The organism is Pseudomonas sp. LP_7_YM (assembly GCF_004364435.1).
GTDB lineage: Bacteria > Pseudomonadota > Gammaproteobacteria > Pseudomonadales > Pseudomonadaceae > Aquipseudomonas.
Map to the genome: position 1 here is coordinate 1 of NZ_SOCT01000010.1, position 19,802 is coordinate 19,802.

At 59.1% G+C, this 19,802-nt stretch carries 12 protein-coding genes and 1 pseudogene; 7 read left to right on the forward strand and 6 right to left on the reverse strand.

Going from position 1 to position 19,802, the window contains the following annotated elements; genetic code table 11:
• Window positions 1-71: 71 nt before the first annotated feature.
• Window positions 72-4,712: a non-ribosomal peptide synthetase gene (locus EC915_RS19530; protein ID WP_256658792.1), complete on the forward strand. Its 4,641-nt coding sequence runs from the start codon at window positions 72-74 to the stop codon at window positions 4,710-4,712.
• A 156-nt stretch (window positions 4,713-4,868) separates the two neighbouring features.
• A complete protein-coding gene (locus EC915_RS19535; RefSeq protein WP_133752158.1) occupies window positions 4,869-6,074 on the forward strand; it encodes an MFS transporter in 1,206 nt (401 codons plus the stop codon).
• A 175-nt stretch (window positions 6,075-6,249) separates the two neighbouring features.
• Here the strand turns inward: EC915_RS19535 and EC915_RS19540 are convergent, their stop codons facing one another.
• The 3 genes from EC915_RS19540 to cra form a co-directional block, all read right to left on the reverse strand.
• Entirely contained in the window at window positions 6,250-6,705 is a 456-nt protein-coding gene (locus EC915_RS19540) for a low affinity iron permease family protein (protein WP_133752159.1), read from the reverse strand.
• A gap of 91 nt (window positions 6,706-6,796) precedes the next feature.
• Entirely contained in the window at window positions 6,797-7,582 is a 786-nt protein-coding gene (locus tag EC915_RS19545; protein ID WP_133752271.1) for a TatD family hydrolase, read from the reverse strand.
• Window positions 7,579-8,574 carry a catabolite repressor/activator gene (gene cra / locus EC915_RS19550; protein ID WP_133752160.1) on the reverse strand — a complete coding sequence of 332 codons (996 nt, stop codon included), beginning with the start codon at window positions 8,572-8,574 and terminating at the stop codon, window positions 7,579-7,581. The genes EC915_RS19545 and cra overlap by 4 nt, the downstream gene beginning before the upstream one ends.
• A gap of 293 nt (window positions 8,575-8,867) precedes the next feature.
• Here cra and ptsP point away from each other — a divergent pair, with 293 nt between their 5' ends.
• The 5 genes and pseudogenes from ptsP (at window position 8,868) to EC915_RS19575 (ending at window position 16,701) form a co-directional block, all read left to right on the forward strand.
• Window positions 8,868-11,729, forward strand: coding sequence for a phosphoenolpyruvate--protein phosphotransferase (gene ptsP / locus EC915_RS19555; protein WP_133752161.1), 2,862 nt, complete (start codon window positions 8,868-8,870; stop codon window positions 11,727-11,729).
• On the forward strand, window positions 11,729-12,667 hold the full coding sequence (gene pfkB, locus EC915_RS19560; RefSeq protein WP_133752162.1) for a 1-phosphofructokinase: 939 nt from the start codon (window positions 11,729-11,731) through the stop codon (window positions 12,665-12,667). The genes ptsP and pfkB overlap by 1 nt, the downstream gene beginning before the upstream one ends.
• Window positions 12,668-12,683: 16 nt before the next feature.
• Window positions 12,684-14,426: a PTS fructose-like transporter subunit IIB gene (locus EC915_RS19565; RefSeq protein WP_133752163.1), complete on the forward strand. Its 1,743-nt coding sequence runs from the start codon at window positions 12,684-12,686 to the stop codon at window positions 14,424-14,426.
• A 246-nt stretch (window positions 14,427-14,672) separates the two neighbouring features.
• A pseudogene (locus EC915_RS19570) lies at window positions 14,673-15,572 on the forward strand (alkaline phosphatase); the annotation flags it as partial.
• A gap of 187 nt (window positions 15,573-15,759) precedes the next feature.
• Window positions 15,760-16,701 (forward strand): AEC family transporter, encoded by a 942-nt coding sequence (locus EC915_RS19575; protein WP_133752164.1) that lies wholly within the window; start codon window positions 15,760-15,762, stop codon window positions 16,699-16,701.
• 41 nt (window positions 16,702-16,742) lie between these two features.
• Here the strand turns inward: EC915_RS19575 and EC915_RS19580 are convergent, their stop codons facing one another.
• The 3 genes from EC915_RS19580 to gatB form a co-directional block, all read right to left on the reverse strand.
• On the reverse strand, window positions 16,743-17,795 hold the full coding sequence (locus tag EC915_RS19580; RefSeq protein WP_133752165.1) for a calcium/sodium antiporter: 1,053 nt from the start codon (window positions 17,793-17,795) through the stop codon (window positions 16,743-16,745).
• 45 nt (window positions 17,796-17,840) lie between these two features.
• Window positions 17,841-18,212 (reverse strand): septal ring lytic transglycosylase RlpA family protein, encoded by a 372-nt coding sequence (locus EC915_RS19585; RefSeq protein WP_133752166.1) that lies wholly within the window; start codon window positions 18,210-18,212, stop codon window positions 17,841-17,843.
• Between the two features lie 137 nt (window positions 18,213-18,349).
• Complete coding sequence (gene gatB, locus EC915_RS19590) at window positions 18,350-19,795, reverse strand: Asp-tRNA(Asn)/Glu-tRNA(Gln) amidotransferase subunit GatB (RefSeq protein WP_133752167.1); 1,446 nt, start codon at window positions 19,793-19,795, stop codon at window positions 18,350-18,352.
• Window positions 19,796-19,802: the final 7 nt, after the last annotated feature.

Sequence of the window (19,802 nt, forward strand, 5' to 3'; positions counted from 1 at the left end):
GCAATCTGGCGTTTCTGGGTCGCAATGACGACCAGGTCAAGATCCGTGGTTTCCGGATTGAGCTGGGTGAAATTGCAGCCCGATTGGCCGAGCATTGCTCCGTCCGCGAGGCGGTTGTAGTGGCGCAAGGCGAGGATACCAATAAGCGTCTGGTAGCTTACGTGGTGGCGCAGTCCGAAGTACAGGATACGCCGATAGACTCCGAGTCTGGCGTTGCGCTAGCGGGCGCGCTGCGTGATTACCTGAGTAGCCGTTTACCTGACTACATGGTGCCTTCTGCTTTTGTGCGAATGGAAAGTTTACCGCTGACAGGCAATGGCAAGCTTGATCGGCGGGCGTTGCCGGTTCCGGAGGGCAATGATTTTGCGCATGCGGTCTACGAGGCGCCGTTGGGCGAGATCGAGGTCACCCTTGCCTTGATATGGTCAGAATTGCTTGGCGTCGAACAAGTTGGTCGCCATGACAACTTCTTTGCCCTTGGCGGCCATTCACTTTTGGCGGTGCGGTTGATCGAGCGGTTGCGCCGGCAGGGCTTGAGCCTTGCTGTGCGTGATCTATTTCAGACGCCGGTGTTATCGGTGCTGGCTAGCACCCTTGGCCAACACCGCGAGGTGGTAGTGCCGCCCAATTTGATCAAGCCCGAGACGTGTAGAATCACGCCCGACCTGCTGCCATTAATCGATCTCGACCAATCGGATATCGACGTTATCGTTTCACAGGTACCTGGAGGGGCAGCCAACATCCAGGATATCTACGCGCTCTCACCCATGCAGGACGGCATTCTGTTCCACCACATGTTGGCAAAAGAGGGTGACCCCTATTTGCTGGTTGCCCAGATGGCCTTTTCTGATCGTGAAACCCTGGAACGCTATCTCTGCGCGGTTCAGCAGGTGGTAGACCGTCACGACATTTTGCGTACCTCCTTTGTTTGGGATGGGTTGTCTGGAGCCGCGCAAGTTGTCTGGCGACAGGCTCCAATCTCCATCACTGATATTGTTCTTGATCCGGCGGACGGCCCCGTTACCGAGCAGCTTTCCCGGCGCTTTGATTCTTGTCGGCACCGGATTGACCTGACCCAGGCGCCGGTGCTGCGCTTTATCGTCACCCATGACCCTGCTACAGACCGCTTCATTCTGATGCAGCTGCAGCATCACTTGATTGACGATGCTTCTTCATTGCAATTTTTTTATAACGAAGTGCAGGCTTTCCTCGCCGATCGCGGTGAGAAACTGCCGTCGCCTCAACCGTTCCGCAACCTGATCGGTCAGGTGCGGTCGGGTAAAAGCGTGGCCGAACATGAATGTTTCTTCAGGTCTATGCTGGCTGACTTAGAAGAGCCGACGTTGCCCTTTGGATTGGCAGAAGTGCATTTGGACGGCGCGCAGGTGGGGCAGACCCACCGCATGATTTCGGCTGAGCTCAATGACCGGTTGCGGGCGCAGGCCAGGCGATTGAATGTGAGTCTCGCCAGTCTGTGTCACGTTGCTTTTGCCCAGGTACTGGTGCGCACCAGCGGCCAGGAAAAGGTCGTGTTTGGTACTGTACTGTTTGGACGAATGCAAGCGGGCCACGGGTCAGATCGAGCCATGGGCATGTTCATCAACACGCTGCCGATCCGATTTGACTCAAGCGGCATTGATACCGCTGGGAGTGTCCAGCAGGCTCATGCCTGTCTGGCTGAGTTGCTCGCTCACGAGCATGCTTCGCTGGCGCTGGCACAAAGGTGCAGTGGGGTCGCTACAGGCACGCCGCTGTTCAGCGCGTTGCTCAACTATCGGCACAATGACCTTGCGGGTGCAGACAACATTGTCCAGACCATGGAGCAAATGCCAGGTGTTGAGTTCCTGAGTGAACAAGAGCGGACCAATTATCCGTTCACATTGTCAGTTGAAGATTTCGGTCAGTCCTTAGGGTTGACCGCTCAAGTAGTCACACCGTTCGATTCTGATCGTGTGTGTGGCTACATGGAGCAGGCGTTGCACAGCCTGGCGCAGACTCTGGAGCGCTCGCCGCACCGCCCGGTTCGACAGCTGAATATTTTGCCTGCGTCCGAACGTACAGTGCTGCTCAATACGTGGAACGCGACGGATGCATCCAGCCCGGATCATCTGTGCATTCATCATTTGTTTGAGGCGCAGGTGGCGCGCACTCCAAGGGCAACGGCGCTGATCTTTGAGGGCGAGGCGCTCAGTTATGCTGAGCTTAATGCCAGGGCCAATCGACTGGCACATCAACTGGTTGAGCGGGGCGTCGGGCCAGACCAACGGGTGGCGATCTGTGTCGAGCGCTCGACAGCGATGGTTGTTGGGCTTATGGCGATCCTTAAGTCAGGCGGCACCTATGTACCGCTTGATCCGGCTTATCCGGGAGATCGACTGGCTTACATTCTTACCGATACGGTGCCGGTTCTGGTACTGGCCGATGCGGCCGGGCGGCAGGTGCTAGGTGAGGCATTGCAGCCCTATACCGTGCTTGATCCCAATGAGATCTCGACGAAGGCTGATGCTAATTTCCAGGTGACCGGCTTGACACCCCGCAACCTCGCTTATCTGATCTATACCTCGGGTTCAACCGGACAACCCAAAGGCGTGATGATTGAACATCGTGGATTAGTCGCATCGACATTGGCAAGAACCACGGTATACAAGCCAAGTTTAGACACTGTATTTTTACTGCTGTCATCCATGGCGTTTGACAGTTCCGCGGCAGGCATTTTCGGAACGTTAACAACCGGGGGGGCCTTGTGTTTACCAGGCAGTAAAGCTGTCGTAGACCCACACATCATCAGCCGCCTTTTGATTGAAAACAAAGTCACCTCAGTGCTGCTGGTGCCATCTCTCGCAAGATTGGTTTTGCCGCAAGTCGCCCAACTTGGATATGGACAACTGCGTCAGGTAATCGTGGCAGGTGAAGTGTGTCCTGCGAAGTTGGTCCAGGAAGTGACCTCAGCATTTACTGCGGTTGAATTATTCAATGAGTATGGCCCGACGGAGGCGACAATCTGGGCGGCGGTCCATCGCTGTTCCTCTGATGACGTTGATCCGGTTCCGATAGGTCGTCCGATTTCAAACACACGAATTTACCTTCTGGACGCGTATGGCGAGCCTGTTCCGCTGGGTGCGGTGGGTGAGATGTACATCGGGGGCATGGGCGTTGCGCGTGGATATCTGAACTTGGCCGAACTGACGGATGAGCGCTTCTCGCTCGATCCATTTGCCGGCAAGCCCGACGCGCGAATGTATAAGACGGGGGACTTGGCTCGTTACCTGCCGAACGGGAACCTGGTGTTCCTGGGCCGCAATGACGACCAGATCAAGATCCGCGGTTTGCGGATCGAGCCGGGTGAAATTGCGGCCAGACTGACCGAGCATCCTTTCATCCGCGAGGCGGTTGTAGAGGTACAAGGGGTGGACTTGGACAAGCGACTGGTTGCTTACGTGGTGGCTCGGCCAGAGGCCTGGGTAAATGATGTCTTTATACTCAGCGCCGACTCCGGGGTGGGTCTATCGCTAGCTGGACGACTGCGTGATTACTTGAGTGAACGTCTACCCGACTACATGGTGCCGTCTGCTTTTGTACTGATTGAACGCTTGCCGCTAACCCCGAATGGCAAGCTTGATAGGCGAGCATTGCCTGTTCCCGAGGGGGAGGCCTTTGCCCATGAGGCGTATGAGGCACCGCAAGGTGAGATCGAGACGATCCTGGCTGCGATTTGGTCAGGATTGCTTCGGCTTGAGCAGGTCGGTCGCCATGACAACTTCTTCGTCCTCGGCGGCCATTCGCTCATGGCCGTCCAACTGATGCAGAAAGCCAGGAGTTATGGTTTGGAGTGCTCGTTGAGCGACATTTTTGAACACCCTCGATTGGCTAACCTTGCCACTCAGATTGCGCAGTCTCCTGTGCTCAACCTGCAGAACGGGGCGATCACGGTGCGCGCTGGCGGGACTGAGCCCCCGGTCTTTTTCGTGCCCTCGGGATTAGCCGATTATTCGTATGCTATATCGCTGGCCCAAAATATCCGCGCCAGCTGCCCGGTCCATGTACTGCCGTGGTCGGCCATTGGCGATTCCCTGCCTCATTCAATGGAGGACATGGCCGAAAGAATGATACCGCTCATCCGGGCGATCCAGCCTGAAGGGCCCTATCGGATCGCGGGATATTCCTCTGGAGGGATTCTTGCTTATGCCATCGTCCATGCGCTTATGTGCAAAAAGGCCAGCGTTGAATTTTTAGGCTTTATTGATGTTCCTGCGCCGCATAAGTTGCTTTATAAGAATCAGGATATTAAGCACTACTTTATCGAGCATGTTAAGGCTGTGGCGCCTGAGGCGGAGCGTCCTAAATTCGATATTTTAAATCCCGGGGATGAATTTGCTGAGTTGCTTAAGAAAGCACAGGGTTTGGGAGGCTATGATTTAAATGCCGACATCTCGGTGGAAACAGTCAAATGGCAAGCCATTTATCATTTTTCGCAGATCGCTGGCGCCTATACACCCTCTCCATTGCAGGTCAATATCCATCATTTCTACGCGGCTGACCGTGAGCGCACCTCTCTGCCGCAGGTTGATATGGCAGGTGGGTGGAGAGAGCGTTTACCTGACTTGGCGATTAATCATGTTTCTATTCCTGGAGGGCATGTCTCCATGATGGAGGACGTCGGTAATCGCATGTACTTGGCTGAAGCATTGAATCGAGCACTTTGTAAGCGGTAATGATTGAGCGTTTCGCTCATTTACGTGCAGGTGGGCTTGTCACTGCCCACTTGTATATTTGCTCAAGTAACCACTCAGGCGCCTGTCTACTGCTCCATTAGTGCGTCGCCTGCAGCGGGCTATTCATCAGCGTTAAATTATAAAAAAGGAGCAATTATGGCGAATCCCTACCGCGAACTTATCAACACTCCGGGTGTGATGGGGTTAGTGATCGCAAGTTCCATTGCCCGTCTGCCACAGGCAATGATCGGCATCGGCATCATTACCATGTTGGTGCAGCAGACGGGTCTTTATTGGCTGGCGGGCTCGGTCGCCGGTACTTTTACCTTGGCGAACGCGCTTATCGGTCCACAGGTGTCGAAACTTGTTGATATGCGGGGGCAACGCCGGGTTTTGCCCTTTGTGACGGCCTTCAGCATTGGTATGTTGCTTGCGCTGATCATTGCCGTCTATATGAGGGCTCCCGCCACACTGCTGTTTATTCTTGCGGTATTGGCGGGCACGATGCCAAGCATGCCCGCCATGATAAGAGCACGCTGGACGCAGCTTTTCCGTGGCAAGCCACAGTTACACACGGCCTTCTCTTTGGACACGGTTCTAACTGAACTCGCCTTTATCATTGGCCCACCACTTGCCATTGGTTTGAGCGTCAGCTTTTTCGCCGAAGCCGGGCCTCTTGTAGCCGTCCTGTTGCTGGTTGTCGGCGTGACTGCTTTTCTTATGCAGCGGCAGACAGAGCCGAAGGTGGTCTTGGGCATTAAACGGAGCGCAAACTCAACCCTGCTTATCCCCGGCGTTCGCACTATCGTGCTGGCGCTCTTGGCGATGGGTGTGATTGGTGGATCCGTCGACGTGGCGGTTGTTGCCTTCGCCAACGCACAGGGCTGGCCGGCGTCAGCCAGTTTCATCCTGGCAGCCTATGCGCTCGGCTCAATGATCGCGGGTCTGACGTTCGGCGCTTTAAGGATTGCTTTGCCGATTGAAAAGCAGTTCTTTAGCGGGGTGCTGATAACGGCAGCCACTGCGGTGCTGCCCATTCTTTCACCGGACGTCTACATCCTTTCCGGGATGCTGTTTGTGGCAGGTATGTCATTTGCGCCAACGATGGTCGTCGTCATGAATCTCGGTACGATCATTGTTCCACCGTCCAGGATCACCGAAGGACTTACGTGGATGACGACAGGCATCAGCATCGGCGTAGCGCTCGGTGGCGTATTGGCGGGCCTGGTCATCGACGCCTATGGCGCGCAGGCAGGGTTCGGTGTTGCGATTGTGGCGGGCGTGTCTATGGTGGTGATCGTGCTTTTGGGCCTGCGTACACTTCGTGCCACGTCTGCGGTTTGTGCCGAGCTGAACTTCTAGTGATCAGCACTCTGGACTTCGTCGGGGCATCGATCTGTCGGCCATGGACAATGCCCCTTCACGAAAAAAACACCCCGTCGAGAGAGGTGTTAGTGAGATTCGCAAATTTTTGCTTACACTATTTATTCGGTTATGGGGCATAAGCCTCGCGCAGGCTTATCAGGTAGGCGGAGAACTAAACCGTAGAGTTCCTAGACGGCTGCTCAACGGTCGCGGTCTGATCCAAAGTGTTGTGGACTGCGTCGGCCTCACACTCAGGAAACGGTTTGGTGTGATCCATTTCTTCCATCTCACCCATCGCCCGGTACTTCTTGCGTAACTCGTGCAGTTCTTTCTGATCCAGATTGTCCAGGCTCAATACGGCGTTCTGCGCGTCCTTGGTCACACGCAACAGTTCATCGATCTTGATGTGCATCTGGTCGGTGTCGCGGTTTTGAGTATTTTGTATCAGGAACACCATGAGGAAGGTGATGATGGTGGTAGAGGTATTGATGATCAACTGCCAGGTGTCGTTGTAATGAAACAGCGGACCCGTTGCAGCCCACACGCAAATCAACAGAATCGCGACGAGAAAGGTACGAGGGCTCCCGGTCCATTTCGATAATGCTTGCGCGAATTTGGAGAATTTCATTGCCAGTGTCCTTAGCTATCAGGGTTGATATTCAAGGGACCCCCGGACGGCTTCGAAATTTCTTTTTACAACATGAAATCTGCGGATGACTTCACAACCAGCCGAAAATTGCGCAGGCATTTTCGCTGCTGGCCTGGGCCAGTCGCTCGGCCGAAACGTTCATGATGCCGGCCAGTGCCGCACAGATTTTCGGTAAATGTTCGGGGCTGTTGCGCTGGCCGGGAAACATCGCCGGCGCCATGTCCGGGGCATCGGTTTCCAGCACAACGCTGTTCAGTGGCAGCTCGGTGAGAACCCGGTGCATGCGTAACGCCTGAGGCCAGGTTGCGGCTCCGCCCAGTCCGAGTTTGAACCCCAGTTTGATGTACTCCCTGGCCTCCTCACGACTGCCTGAGAAGGCATGCACGATCCCGCTTCGCTTGAGTTTGAAGCGCTTGAGCGTGGCAATGGTGTCGGCGTGGCTGCGACGCACGTGGAGCAAGGCAGGAAGATTGAGATCAGCGGCCATCTTGAGCTGGTTGTCGAACAGCGCTTGCTGCTGCGCTCTGTCCAGTGACTCGACGAAGTAGTCGAGGCCGATTTCGCCCACCGCACAGAGCTTGGGGTGCCCCGCGTACCTGGCGAGCCGGTCACGTAAATCCTCCACGTGCTCGGATCGATGCTCATCCAGATAGATCGGATGCAGGCCCAGCGCGGCGTAAATGGAAGGTTCGCTGAGTGCCAGATCCCACACCCGTTGCAGATTGCGCTGATGGACCCCCAGCACCACGATGCGATCTACTTGCAGCGCTCGGCAATGACTGAGCACGGCTTGACGATCGGCGTCGAAATCCTCGAAATCCAGATGCGTGTGGGTGTCGATCAACATCACGCTCAGGCCTCGTGAATGCGCTGTTTGAAAGTACGCACGATGGCATGGACACCAGGTTCGTACTGAGCCTGCTCGACGGCGGACAGCGCCAGTGTCAGTGCTTTCTCGGCAATCAAATGGTGTTGCTGCGCCATGGCATTGACGGGCAGCGGCAAGAAGTCCAGCAACTGCGTATCGCCGAACGTGCCCAGATGCAGCTGGGCGGGGTTCAAGCCGCGGGCGTGCAGCAGGTCGAATACTCCCTGTAACAAAACATAGGAAGTGGTGATCAGAGCGTCGGGAAAGTAGCCCAGGCGGTCCAGCATTTCGCCGGCAATGCGCAGCCCGCATTCGCGGCTGAAGGATTCGCCATGCTCGACGATGACCGAGCCGTTAAAGTTGTCCAGCGCGTCCTTGAAACCGTCGGCCCGGGCCTTGCTCACACTAAGCTCCGGGCGCGCACCGATCAGCGAGATATGCCTTGGTCGGGTTTCCAGCAGGCTGCGAGTCAGTTGTTGACTGGCGTCGTGGTCGTCGCTGACCACCGAGCAGAAGTGCTCGGGGTCCATTTCACGGTCAATGGCGATGACTGGAATGCCGTGTTTTTGCAGGTCACGATAGCTGTCATCGCTGGCAGGCAGGCAACTGGCGACAAACAGCGCATCGCATCGACGAGCACGAAACAGCTGCAACAATTGCAACTCGCTGATGGGATCATCGTCGGAACTGGCAATGAGCAACTGATACCCGCGGGCACGTGCGCCCTGTTCCAGCTGCTTGGCGATGCGCGCGTAGCTGGGGTTTTCCAGGTCCGGCAGGATGAAACCCAGTGTGCGCGTGTGCCGGCTGCGCAGGCCTGCAGCTTGCGGGTTTGGACGGAAGCCATGGGCCTCGACCACCGCACGCACGCGCTCGACCGTCGCATTGCTGATGCGCTGCTGTTCGGCCTTGCCGTTGATCACGTAACTGGCGGTAGTGACGGATACACCGGCCAGACGTGCAATATCAATGAGTTTCAAGCGGACGTTCCTTTTATTCTTTGGACGGAATGCGGGCAGGATTTTCATCGATTCATGGTCATCATTACAGCAGACCTGCGTCAGTCCGGATTTTTCGGACGCGGCTTGAATCAATCGACCGGCAGTGCTTCATTCCGCCGAGAATATCGAGTAACGTGCCGGCGCATTTAGATTAAACGATTCAGCAAACAGGTTTGTGGCGGTAAACGGTCCACAATGCGGGTCTAACGTTTAACACCAACGCTGCAGTCATTGGCCATTCGAGGCCTCAAAACAAGAATCAGGAGAAAGCGATGCTCGAGCTGACCGTTGAGCAAATTTCCATGGGCCAATCGGCCGTGGACAAACTCGCCGCGTTGCGATTGCTTGCTGATCTGCTGGTGGCCGACGGTCTGGTGGCCCCCGGTTATCTGCAAGGCCTGCAGGCGCGTGAGCAGCAGGGCTCGACCTTTCTGGGGCAGGGCATCGCAATTCCCCACGGTACGCCGCAAACCCGCGATCAGGTGTATGCCACCGGCGTGCGTCTGATGCAGTTTCCGCAAGGCGTGGATTGGGGCGAAGGGCAGATGGTTTATCTGGCCATCGGCATTGCCGCCAAGTCCGACGAACACCTGCGCCTCCTGCAACTGTTGACCCGCGCCCTGGGTGAAAACGATCTGGGCCAAGCATTGCGTCAGGCGCAGGATCCAGAGTCGCTGCTCAAGCTGCTGCAAGGCGCGCCGCAGGAGCTGGCGCTGGACGCGCAGATGATCAGTCTTGGCGCCTCGGTCGATGATTTCGAAGAACTGGTCTGGAACGGCGCGCGGCTGTTACGTCGCGCCGAATGCGTCCACAATGGCTTTGCCGCCGTGCTGCAACAAGTTGAACCGCTGCCGTTGGGCGATGGCCTGTGGTGGTTGCACAGCGAACAGATGGTCAATAAACCGGGTCTGGCATTCGTCACCCCGGACAAGCCGATGCGTCATCTGGGGCAGCCGCTTAGTGGTCTGTTCTGTCTGGCTAGCCTGGGGGAGTCTCATCAGGCGCTGCTGGAGCGCCTTTGCGCGCTGCTGATCGAGGGCCGTGGTCAGGAGCTGGGGCAGGCCACCAGCAGCCGCGCCGTGCTTCAAGCACTGGGGGGCGAGGTGCCGCCTGACTGGCCGAGCCAGCGCGTCACGGTGGCGAACTCCCACGGGCTGCATGCGCGGCCGGCAAAAGTGCTGGCGCAACTGGCCAAGGGTTTCGAAGGCGAAGTGCGCGTACGCATCGTCGACAGCACCGAAAGTCCGGTGTCAGCCAAGAGCCTGAGCAAGCTGCTGAGCCTGGGCGTCCGTCGTGGCCAGCAGCTGGAGTTCATCGCCGAGCCCACCATCGCGGGGGATGCCTTGCCGGCACTGATCGCGGCGGTGCTCGAAGGCCTGGGAGAAGAAATCGAACCCCTGCCGAGCGAAACGATCCCAGCGCCAATTCCCGCTGCAGTGGAAAAGCACCTGAGCGCTCCCGTCGCCGGTTCGCACGTCCAGGCCGTCCCGGCCGCGCCCGGGATCACCACGGGTCCGGCTCATGTGCACGTGTTGGCGGAGTTTGATTACCCGTTGACGGGCCAATCCCACCATGTCGAGCGAGAGCGTCTGCATGGCGCGCTGGCGCAAGTCCGCGAGGACATCGAAGGGCTGATCCAGCGCAGCACCGCCAAGGCCATCCGCGAGATTTTCATCACACACCAGGAAATGCTCGACGACCCCGAGCTGGTGGATGAAGTCGTTCTGCGCCTCAAGCAGGGTCAAAGCGCTGCCGCTGCGTGGGCGCAAGTGATCGAGTCCGCTGCCCGGCAACAGGAAAAGCTTAAAGACGCATTGCTGGCCGAGCGCGCTGCGGATCTGCGTGATGTCGGTCGCCGCGTATTGGCACAGATCTGCGGTGTCGATGATCTGGTCGAGCCCGAAGAACCCTACATTCTGGTTATGGAAGAAGTCGGTCCTTCCGACGTGGCCCGGCTCGATCCGGCACGCGTTGCCGGAATCGTCACCGCACGCGGTGGCGCCACCTCCCACAGCGCAATCGTCGCCCGAGCGCTGGGTATTCCGGCGCTGGTAGGGGCCGGTGATGCAGTGCTGTTGATCAAATCCGGCACAGTCCTGCTGATCGATGGCCAGCGCGGCCGCCTCGATGTAGCGCCGGACGAGCAGACGTTGCAACGCGCATTGCTCGACCGCGACACCCGTGAGCGTCGGCTGAAAGCGGCGGCTGCCTTGCGCAAGGAGCCGGCTATCACCAGAGACGGCCACGCTGTCGAGGTGTTTGCCAATATCGGTGATAGCGCCGGGACCCCCGCTGCGGTCGAGGAAGGTGCCGAGGGTATTGGCCTGCTGCGTACGGAGCTGCTGTTCATGGCCCACAGCGCTGCTCCCGATGAAGCCACGCAAGAGGCCGAATACCGCCGCGTGCTTGATGATCTTCAGGGCCGGCCACTGGTGGTGCGAACCCTTGATGTCGGGGGCGACAAACCCTTGCCTTACTGGCCGATCGACAAGGAAGAAAACCCGTTTCTGGGCGTGCGCGGGATTCGTCTGACCCTGCAACGCCCCGAGGTAATGGAGAGCCAACTGCGTGCGCTTCTTCGCGCGGCTGACAACCGTGCGCTACGAATCATGTTCCCTATGGTCGGTACCGTCGAAGAATGGCGTCTGGCGCGGGACATGGCCGAACGCTTGCGTGCGGAAATTCCGGTGGCAGACCTGCAACTGGGCATCATGATCGAAGTGCCATCGGCAGCACTGCTGGCTCCTGTGCTGGCCAGGGAAGTGGACTTTTTCAGCGTCGGCACCAACGACCTGACGCAGTACACCCTGGCCATCGACCGTGGGCATCCAACCCTGTCAGCTCAGGCCGATGGTTTGCATCCAGCGGTGTTACAGCTGATCGACATCACCGTGCGGGCCGCCCACGCCCACGGTAAATGGGTCGGTGTTTGCGGCGAGCTCGCAGCGGACCCTCTGGCCGTACCGGTGCTGGTTGGTCTGGGCGTGGATGAGTTGAGTGTCGCAGCGCGCAGTATTGGCGAGGTCAAAGCCTGCGTACGTGAATTGAATGTGACCGGTGCCCGAAAGCTTGCGCAAGCCGCGTTGGCCGTCGGCAGTGCCGCTGAAGTGCGTGCCCTCGTGGAGGGGTTGTAATGGCGAAAATTCTGACATTGACCACTAACCCGGCCCTGGACCTGACGGTGCAGTTGGGCCCGTTGCAAGTGGGGCAGGTCAACCGCAGCGAAGCGATGCTCAGCCACGCGGCGGGCAAGGGCATCAACGTCGCCCAGGTGCTGGCAGACCTTGGGCATACACTGACCGTGGCGGGCTTTCTGGGGGTCGATAATCAACAGCCGTTCGAGTCGCTGTTTGACCGGCGCGGTTTCGTCGATGAGTTCGTACGCGTGCCGGGGGAAACCCGGAGCAACATCAAGTTGGCCGAAAGCAGCGGTCGGATCACCGATCTGAACGGCCCCGGCCCGCAGGTGAGCCTTCAGGCGCAACAGTCGTTGGCGACCCGTATCGAACAGATTGCGGGCGACTTCGATGCCGTGGTGGTCGCAGGCAGTCTGCCCAGAGGGGTCGATGCGCAGTGGCTTAAAACCTTGCTGCTGCGACTCAAGGCGATGGGCCTGAAGGTCGCGCTGGACACCAGTGGCCAGGCCTTGCGTGCAGGACTGCAAGCCTCGCCCTGGCTGATCAAACCCAACACCGAAGAACTGGCCGACGCGCTGGATGCCCCGATCATTTCCATCGCCGCCCAGGCTCAGGCTGCAGCTGCCCTGCGGCAGCGCGGGATCGAGCATGTGGTGATTTCGCAAGGCTCCGAAGGCGTGCATTGGTTCAGTGCCGACGTAGCATTGCAGGCACTGCCGCCCAAGGTCAGTGTGGCGAGCACTGTAGGTGCGGGCGATTCACTGCTGGCAGGGATGGTTCACGGTCTGCTCAGCGGACACAAGCCCGAGCAGACGCTGCGCACCGCCACTGCGATTGCCGCGATGGCGGTGACCCAGATCGGTTTCGGCATCAATGACACTGTGCAACTCAAGCGGCTGGAAGGCGGCGTCAATGTGCGCGCCATGACCGAATAAGAAGAGAGGAAGTGTGATGAAGTTAGCCATTGTCACGGCATGTCCGAACGGCAAGATCAGCAGTGTCCTCAGTGCACGACTGCTCGACGCCGCGGCCCAGCGTCAGGGCTGGAGTACCTGCGTCGAGGTGCATGACCCTCGCCATCCCGAAAAGCGCCTCAGCGCGCAGGAAGTCGAAAGCGCCGACTGGGTGCTGGTGGTCAATACCGGGCCGCTGGACCTGACCCGTTTCGCAGGCAAACGTCTGTATCAAGCGACGCCTTCCCGAGCATTGCAGGATATCGATGCCTTCATGGGGTCGGCGGGCGAACTGGCAACGCTGTATACCGCCAGCGAAAGCGCCGAAACAGTCGCCGTCGCTACTGCCGCCAAGACGCCGCGTCTGGTGGCGGTAACAGCCTGCCCAACCGGCGTGGCGCACACATTCATGGCTGCCGAGGCGATCCAGCAGGCGGCCAGGAAACTCGGCTATGACCTGCAGGTGGAAACCCAAGGCTCGGTCGGCGCACGTAACCCGCTTAGCGATCAGGCCATTGCCGACGCCGACGTGGTGCTGCTGGCCGCCGATATCGAAGTCGCCACTGAACGATTCGCAGGCAAGCGCATTTATCGTTGCGGCACCGGAATTGCGCTCAAACAGTCCGAAACGACATTGAAAAAAGCCTTGGCTGAAGCTGCGGTCGAATCCACCGCAGCAGCCTCATCGGCACCCGCCAAAAAAGAAAAGACCGGGGTCTACAAGCACTTGCTGACCGGTGTGTCGTTTATGCTGCCGATGGTGGTGGCGGGTGGTCTGTTGATTGCGCTGTCATTCGTTTTCGGGATTCATGCCGCCGAAGAGCCGGGCACGCTGGCGGCCGCGTTGAAACAGATCGGCGCCGGTGCAGCCTTTCAGTTGATGGTGCCGCTGTTGGCGGGTTACATCGCCTATTCCATCGCTGATCGTCCAGGGCTGGCGCCGGGGATGATCGGCGGAATGCTGGCGACGACCCTGGGTGCCGGCTTCATCGGCGGGATCATCGCAGGGTTTCTGGCGGGCTACAGCGCAGCGCTGGTCAATCGCTATGCGCGGCTGCCGGCCAGCGTCGAAGCTCTCAAACCGATCCTCATCATTCCACTGCTCGCCAGCCTGTTCACCGGTCTGGTGATGATCTATGTGGTCGGTAAACCAGTGGCGGACATGCTGGAAGGTCTGACCCACTTCCTCGATACCATGGGCACCGCCAACGCTGTTTTGCTGGGTGTTTTGCTCGGGGCCATGATGTGCGTCGACTTCGGTGGACCGATCAACAAGGCTTCATACGCGTTCTCCGTAGGGTTGCTGGCATCGAGCAGCGGCGCACCTATGGCGGCGACCATGGCCGCCGGTATGGTGCCGCCCATCGGGATGGGCATTGCCGCGCTGATTGCACGCGGCAAGTTCGCCCAGAGTGAACGCGAAGCAGGCAAGGCGTCGTTCGTGCTGGGGCTGTGCTTCATCTCCGAAGGCGCGATCCCGTTCGCTGCGAAAGACCCGTTGCGGGTGATCCCGGCCAGTGTCGTCGGTGGCGCACTGACCGGGGCACTGTCGATGTTCTTCGGCTGCAAACTCATGGCGCCCCACGGCGGACTGTTCGTGCTGCTGATCCCCAATGCGATCAACCACGCGTTGTTGTATCTGCTGGCTATCGTCGTTGGCAGTGTGGTGACGGGCGTGTTGTATGCGCTGCTGAAACGACCTGAGGTGGTTGAACTGGACGCGGTGCCAGCGGGGGCCTGATTTCTGGCTTCTGCGCAAAGGGGAGTCCGGCTTGCCAGGGAGGGGGTGCGCAGCGGCCACAGAACCGGCTGACGCGGTGTGGCTGTCATGCCGCGTGTTCCGGATTTGCTACCGCCTGGCGCCAGCGCCGGTCAGCCGGACTCCCACGCGCTGCGGCCAGAAGCATCTGCGTGAGCCCGTTGTCACATTCTCCCAACAATCCATTGTTAGGTTCCCTTCTTTGGCATTCGCTTGAGGGGGATGAAAATGACTCAGTTGGACCTGACACGCCGCCGCATCATTCAAGCCGCTGGCGCTGGATTCCTGTTGCCGGGCTTGGCGCCTGCGGTCATCGCGTCGTTCAAGGATCGACCGAAAATGACCGACGGCGTGCAGTCCGGCGACCTGCTGGGAGATCGCGCCATGGTCTGGAGCCGCGGCGATCGGCCTTCGCGCATGGTGGTGGAATGGGACACCCGCAGCATGTTCAGCAATCCGCGCCGCGTAGTTTCAACGCTTGCCGATCAACGCAACGATTTCACAGCACGTGTGGAGCTGACCGGCTTGCCCGCCGATCAAGCGATCTACTACCGAGTGTTCTTCGAAGATGCGCAAAGCGGCGTTGCCAGCGAGCCTTGGTTCGGGCATTTGCGCAGCGTACCGCAGGCCCAGCGCGACATTCGTTTTGTCTGGAGTGGCGACACGGTGGGGCAGGGCTTCGGCATCAACCCCGATATTGGCGGGATGCGCATCTACGAAGCCATGCGCCTGCGTCTGCCGGACTTCTTTATCCACAGCGGCGACACCATTTACGCCGACGGCCCGGTGCCTGCCGAAGTGGTTACCGAAGGCGGGCGTATCTGGCGCAATATCACCACCGAAGAAAAGAGCAAGGTCGCCGAAACCCTCGACGAATACCGCGGCGCCTATCGCTACAACCTGATGGACGAAAACCTGCGCCGCTTCAACGCCGAAGTTCCGCAGATCTGGCAGTGGGACGACCATGAGGTGAGCAACAACTGGTCTCCGAGCAAGCAGCTGGACGAACGCTACAAGGTCAAGGACATTCAACTGCTGGCCGCGCGTGAACGCCAGGCATTTCTGGAATATGCGCCAAAGCGCCTGCAAAGCGCCGACAATGGCGGTCGGATTTACCGCAAGCTTGCGAGGCGTTGTTCCAGACATTGAAAACCCTGCGTCTGGAAATGGCCTCTCGCAAATGAATTTACACCTATACAAGACTTTGCCCCTGTATCTTTTTGCGGTTGTACGACAACTGCGCAAAACCTGGTAACACTTACCACCTCGCTGGCCTATCATTAGCCACCTAACAACGGCTCAGGGTTTGGCGTGCATGCTGGCAATTTTTTGGGAAACCCTGAACATCACCGCACCGGTATTCGCCATGCTGTTTCTGGGCGTGGTGCTCAAGCGGGTAGGCTGGATCAACGATAGCTTCATTCACACCGCATCCTCGCTGGTGTTCAATTGCACCATGCCTGCACTGCTGTTCCTGGGCATCATCCACGCCGACCTGCAGGCGGCTTTGCAACCGGGTGTGCTGATCTATTTCATCATTGCGACGGTGCTGGGGTTCGCGCTGGTCTGGGGCTGGGCGATCTATCGTGTGCCTTTCATCGAACGCGGCATCTACGTGCAAGGCGCGTTTCGCGGCAATAACGGCGTCATCGGCCTCGCGCTGGCGGCGAGCATGTATGGCGATTACGGCATCTCCCTCGGCGCCATCCTCGCCGCACTGGTGATCCTGTTCTACAACACCCTCTCGACGGTGGTGCTGGCGGTCTACAGCCCGGTGATCAAATCCGACCCGTGGAGCATCTGCAAAAGCGTCGTGGCCAATCCGCTGATCATCAGCATCGTCGCAGCGACCCCCTTCGCCTACTTCGGCATCGGCTTGCCGAAATGGCTCGATACGTCCGGCAACTATCTGGCGCAGATGACCCTGCCGCTGGCGCTGATGTGCATTGGGGGCACGCTGTCGCTCAAGTCCCTGCGAGAGAGCGGCGGGCTTGCAGTGAGCGCGAGCATGATGAAGATGGTCTGGCTGCCGCTGGTCTGTACTTTAGGCGCCTGGTTGCTGGGTTTCCGTCATGCCGAACTGGGCATTCTGTTTCTGTACTTCGGCGCGCCGACGGCATCGGCCAGCTTCGTCATGGCCCGTGCCGCTGAGGGCAACCATGCCCTGGCTGCGTCGATCATCGTCATGACCACGCTGGCGGCAGCGGTCACCACCAATATCGGGATTTTCATTCTGCAGTGGGGCGGGTGGATCTGACGTGGACGCCGCATTCCGCGGGAGCACTGTCGAGGGTTGGTTCAGTGCTGCCGTCGCCATGCGCGAACGGTGCTGACCAGCACGCACACACCCAACGTCGGCAACGCATAGTGAGTCATCAGGCGCTCCAGCCGCTCCGCCAGCGGCATGCCGGTGGCGAACGAGATGATATGCAGCCCATATACCGCATATAGCCCCAGCAGCAGCAGCCCCTCGAGCCGAGTGATCCGATACCCGGAATAAAACAGTGGCAGGCACAGCACGGCGACGCCAAGCATCACCGGCAGATCGAAATCCATTGCATTGGGAGAGATCGACAGCGGCCCTGATGCGATCAGCGAAGTGAGCCCGAGCACGCCCAACAGGTTGAACAGGTTGCTGCCGATGATGTTGCCCACTGCGATATCCCGTTCCCTGCGCAGTGCGGCGATCAGCGAGGTCATCAGTGCGGGAAGCGAAGTGGCTACGGCAATGACCGTCAGGCCGATGACCCGCTCCGACAGCCCCAGATCCTGGGCAACTACTACTGCAGACTCCACCAGCAGGTGACTGCCTAGAATCAGCAGCGTCAGTCCGCAGGCCATCAACCCCAGGCGGCCGAGAATCGGCCAGACCTTACGCCGCGTGGTCTCGTCGTGGGCGCTGAAATGTCGTGCGCCGTGAGCGAACTGTCGTACCACCACCGCCAGATAGCCGGCCATGGCCAACAACAGAATGACCCCGTCCAACTTGCTCAACACGCCATTCCAGGCCAGCCCGGTAACCAGAGCGGTAGCGCCGATCATCAATGGCAGGTCGACTCGCACCAGTTGCCGGGCCACGCGCAGCGGGATGATCAGCGCCGACAGGCCGAGGGTCACCAGAATATTGAAGATGTTGCTGCCGATGACGCTGCCCACCGCGATGTCGGTGCTGTCGGTTAGCGCCGCTTGCAAGCCGACGGCCATCTGCGGCGCGCTGCTCCCGAGGGCGACAACGGTCAGGCCCAGAAACAGCGGACGGGTTTTCAGCAGGGCAGCCAGCGCTACGGCGGCACGCACCGACAGGTCGGCACCGATAATCATCAACAGCAGGCCGCCTGACAGGGCGATCAGGGTCGGCAGCGGCAGGTTTGATAGCGCGAGAATTCAGGGCACCTTTCAGTCGAGAGCTTGAACGCGCACTTGGGCGGTTCCGCTGCGCAGCATACCCAATTGTTCGGCGGCTGCGCGGGATACGTCGATCAATCGCCCGCGAACATGCGGGCCGCGATCATTGATACGGACGATGACCTTGCGATCGTTGTCCAGGTTGGTGACTTGCACGCGGGTGCCAAATGGCAGTTGGCGGTGAGCGGCAGTCAGGGAATTCTGGTCCAGGCGTTCACCACTGGCAGTGCGTTTGCCCTGATGACGCGAACCGTAATACGAGGCCGTTCCGGTAGCGTTGTAACCGTGTGGATCGATGATGCCTTCACTGGCGCAACCGGCCAGCAAAGAGAGCAGCGCAAAAGCGCCAAGGAGCCTCCACATGGGTCGCAGTCCTGATCGTGCCCACGCTCCGCGTAGGCATATAGCTCGTGATGCTGCGCGTCGCAAAAAACGGACGCGGAGCGTCGGAAGGGCCGTTCCCACGCTGAACGTGGGAACGAGCAAACACAGGTCGGGCGTTAACCTTCCAGCTTGCGCTTGAGCAGTTCGTTGACCTGCTGCGGGTTGGCTTTGCCTCTGGACGCTTTCATGGCTTGTCCGACGAAGAAACCGAACATCTTGCCGCGCTTGGCTTCATCGGCTGCGCGGTACTGTTCGACCTGCTCGGCGTTGGCCGTCAGCATGTCGTCGAGAATCGACTCGATGGCGCCGCTGTCGGTCACTTGCTTCAGGCCGCGCTGTTCGATGATCTCGTCAGCGCTGCCTTCACCATTGGCCATCGCCTCAAAGACCATTTTGGCGATCTTGCCGGAGATGGTGTTGTCAGTGATGCGTTGCAGCATGCCACCCAGTTGCTCGGCGCTGACCGGCGATTCGTCGATCTCCACGCCTTGCTTGTTCAGCAGTGAACCCAGTTCGACCATGACCCAGTTGGCGGCAAGCTTCGCGTCACCGCCGATGCTGACTACCTTCTCGAAGTAATCCGCCTGTTCACGGCTGGAGGCCAGCACGCTGGCGTCATACAGCGACAAGCCGAATTGCGACTGGAAGCGCTCGCGCTTCTGCGGTGGCAATTCCGGCAGCGTGGCGCGGGTCTGCTCAAGGAACGAATCCTCAATGATCACCGGCAGCAGGTCAGGGTCGGGGAAGTAACGGTAGTCGTTGGCTTCTTCCTTGCTGCGCATGGCGCGGGTTTCGTTGGTGTTCGGGTCGTACAGGCGGGTTTGCTGAATGACCTTGCCACCGTCTTCGATCAGGTCGATCTGACGCTGGATTTCGCTGTTGATCGCCTTCTCGATGAAGCGGAACGAGTTGACGTTTTTGATCTCGCAGCGCGTACCGTATTCGACCTGGCCTATCGGGCGAATCGACACGTTGCAGTCGCAACGCAGCGAACCTTCGGCCATGTTGCCGTCGCAGATACCCAGGTAGCGCACCAGTGCGTGCATTGCCTTGACGTAGGCAACGGCTTCCTTGGCCGAACGCATGTCCGGCTCGGAAACGATTTCCAGCAATGGCGTGCCAGCGCGGTTCAGGTCGATACCGGTCATGCCGCTGTAGTCTTCGTGCAGGCTCTTGCCGGCGTCTTCTTCAAGGTGCGCGCGGGTGACGCCAATACGCTTGATGGTGCCGTCTTCCAGGGTGATGTCCAGGTGACCCTTGCCGACAATCGGCAACTCCATCTGGCTGATCTGATAGCCCTTGGGCAGGTCCGGGTAGAAGTAGTTCTTGCGGGCGAACACGTTGTGCTGGCCGATTTCGGCGTCGATGGCCAGGCCGAACTTGACCGCCATCTGCACCGCTTCCTTGTTCAGCACTGGCAGCGTGCCGGGCATGCCCAGATCGACGAGGCTGGCCTGGGTGTTGGGCTCGGAGCCGAACGTGGTGGCGCTACCGGAGAAAATCTTCGATTGGGTGGTGAGCTGGGTGTGAATCTCCAGCCCGATGACGACTTCCCATTGCATGTGTTTT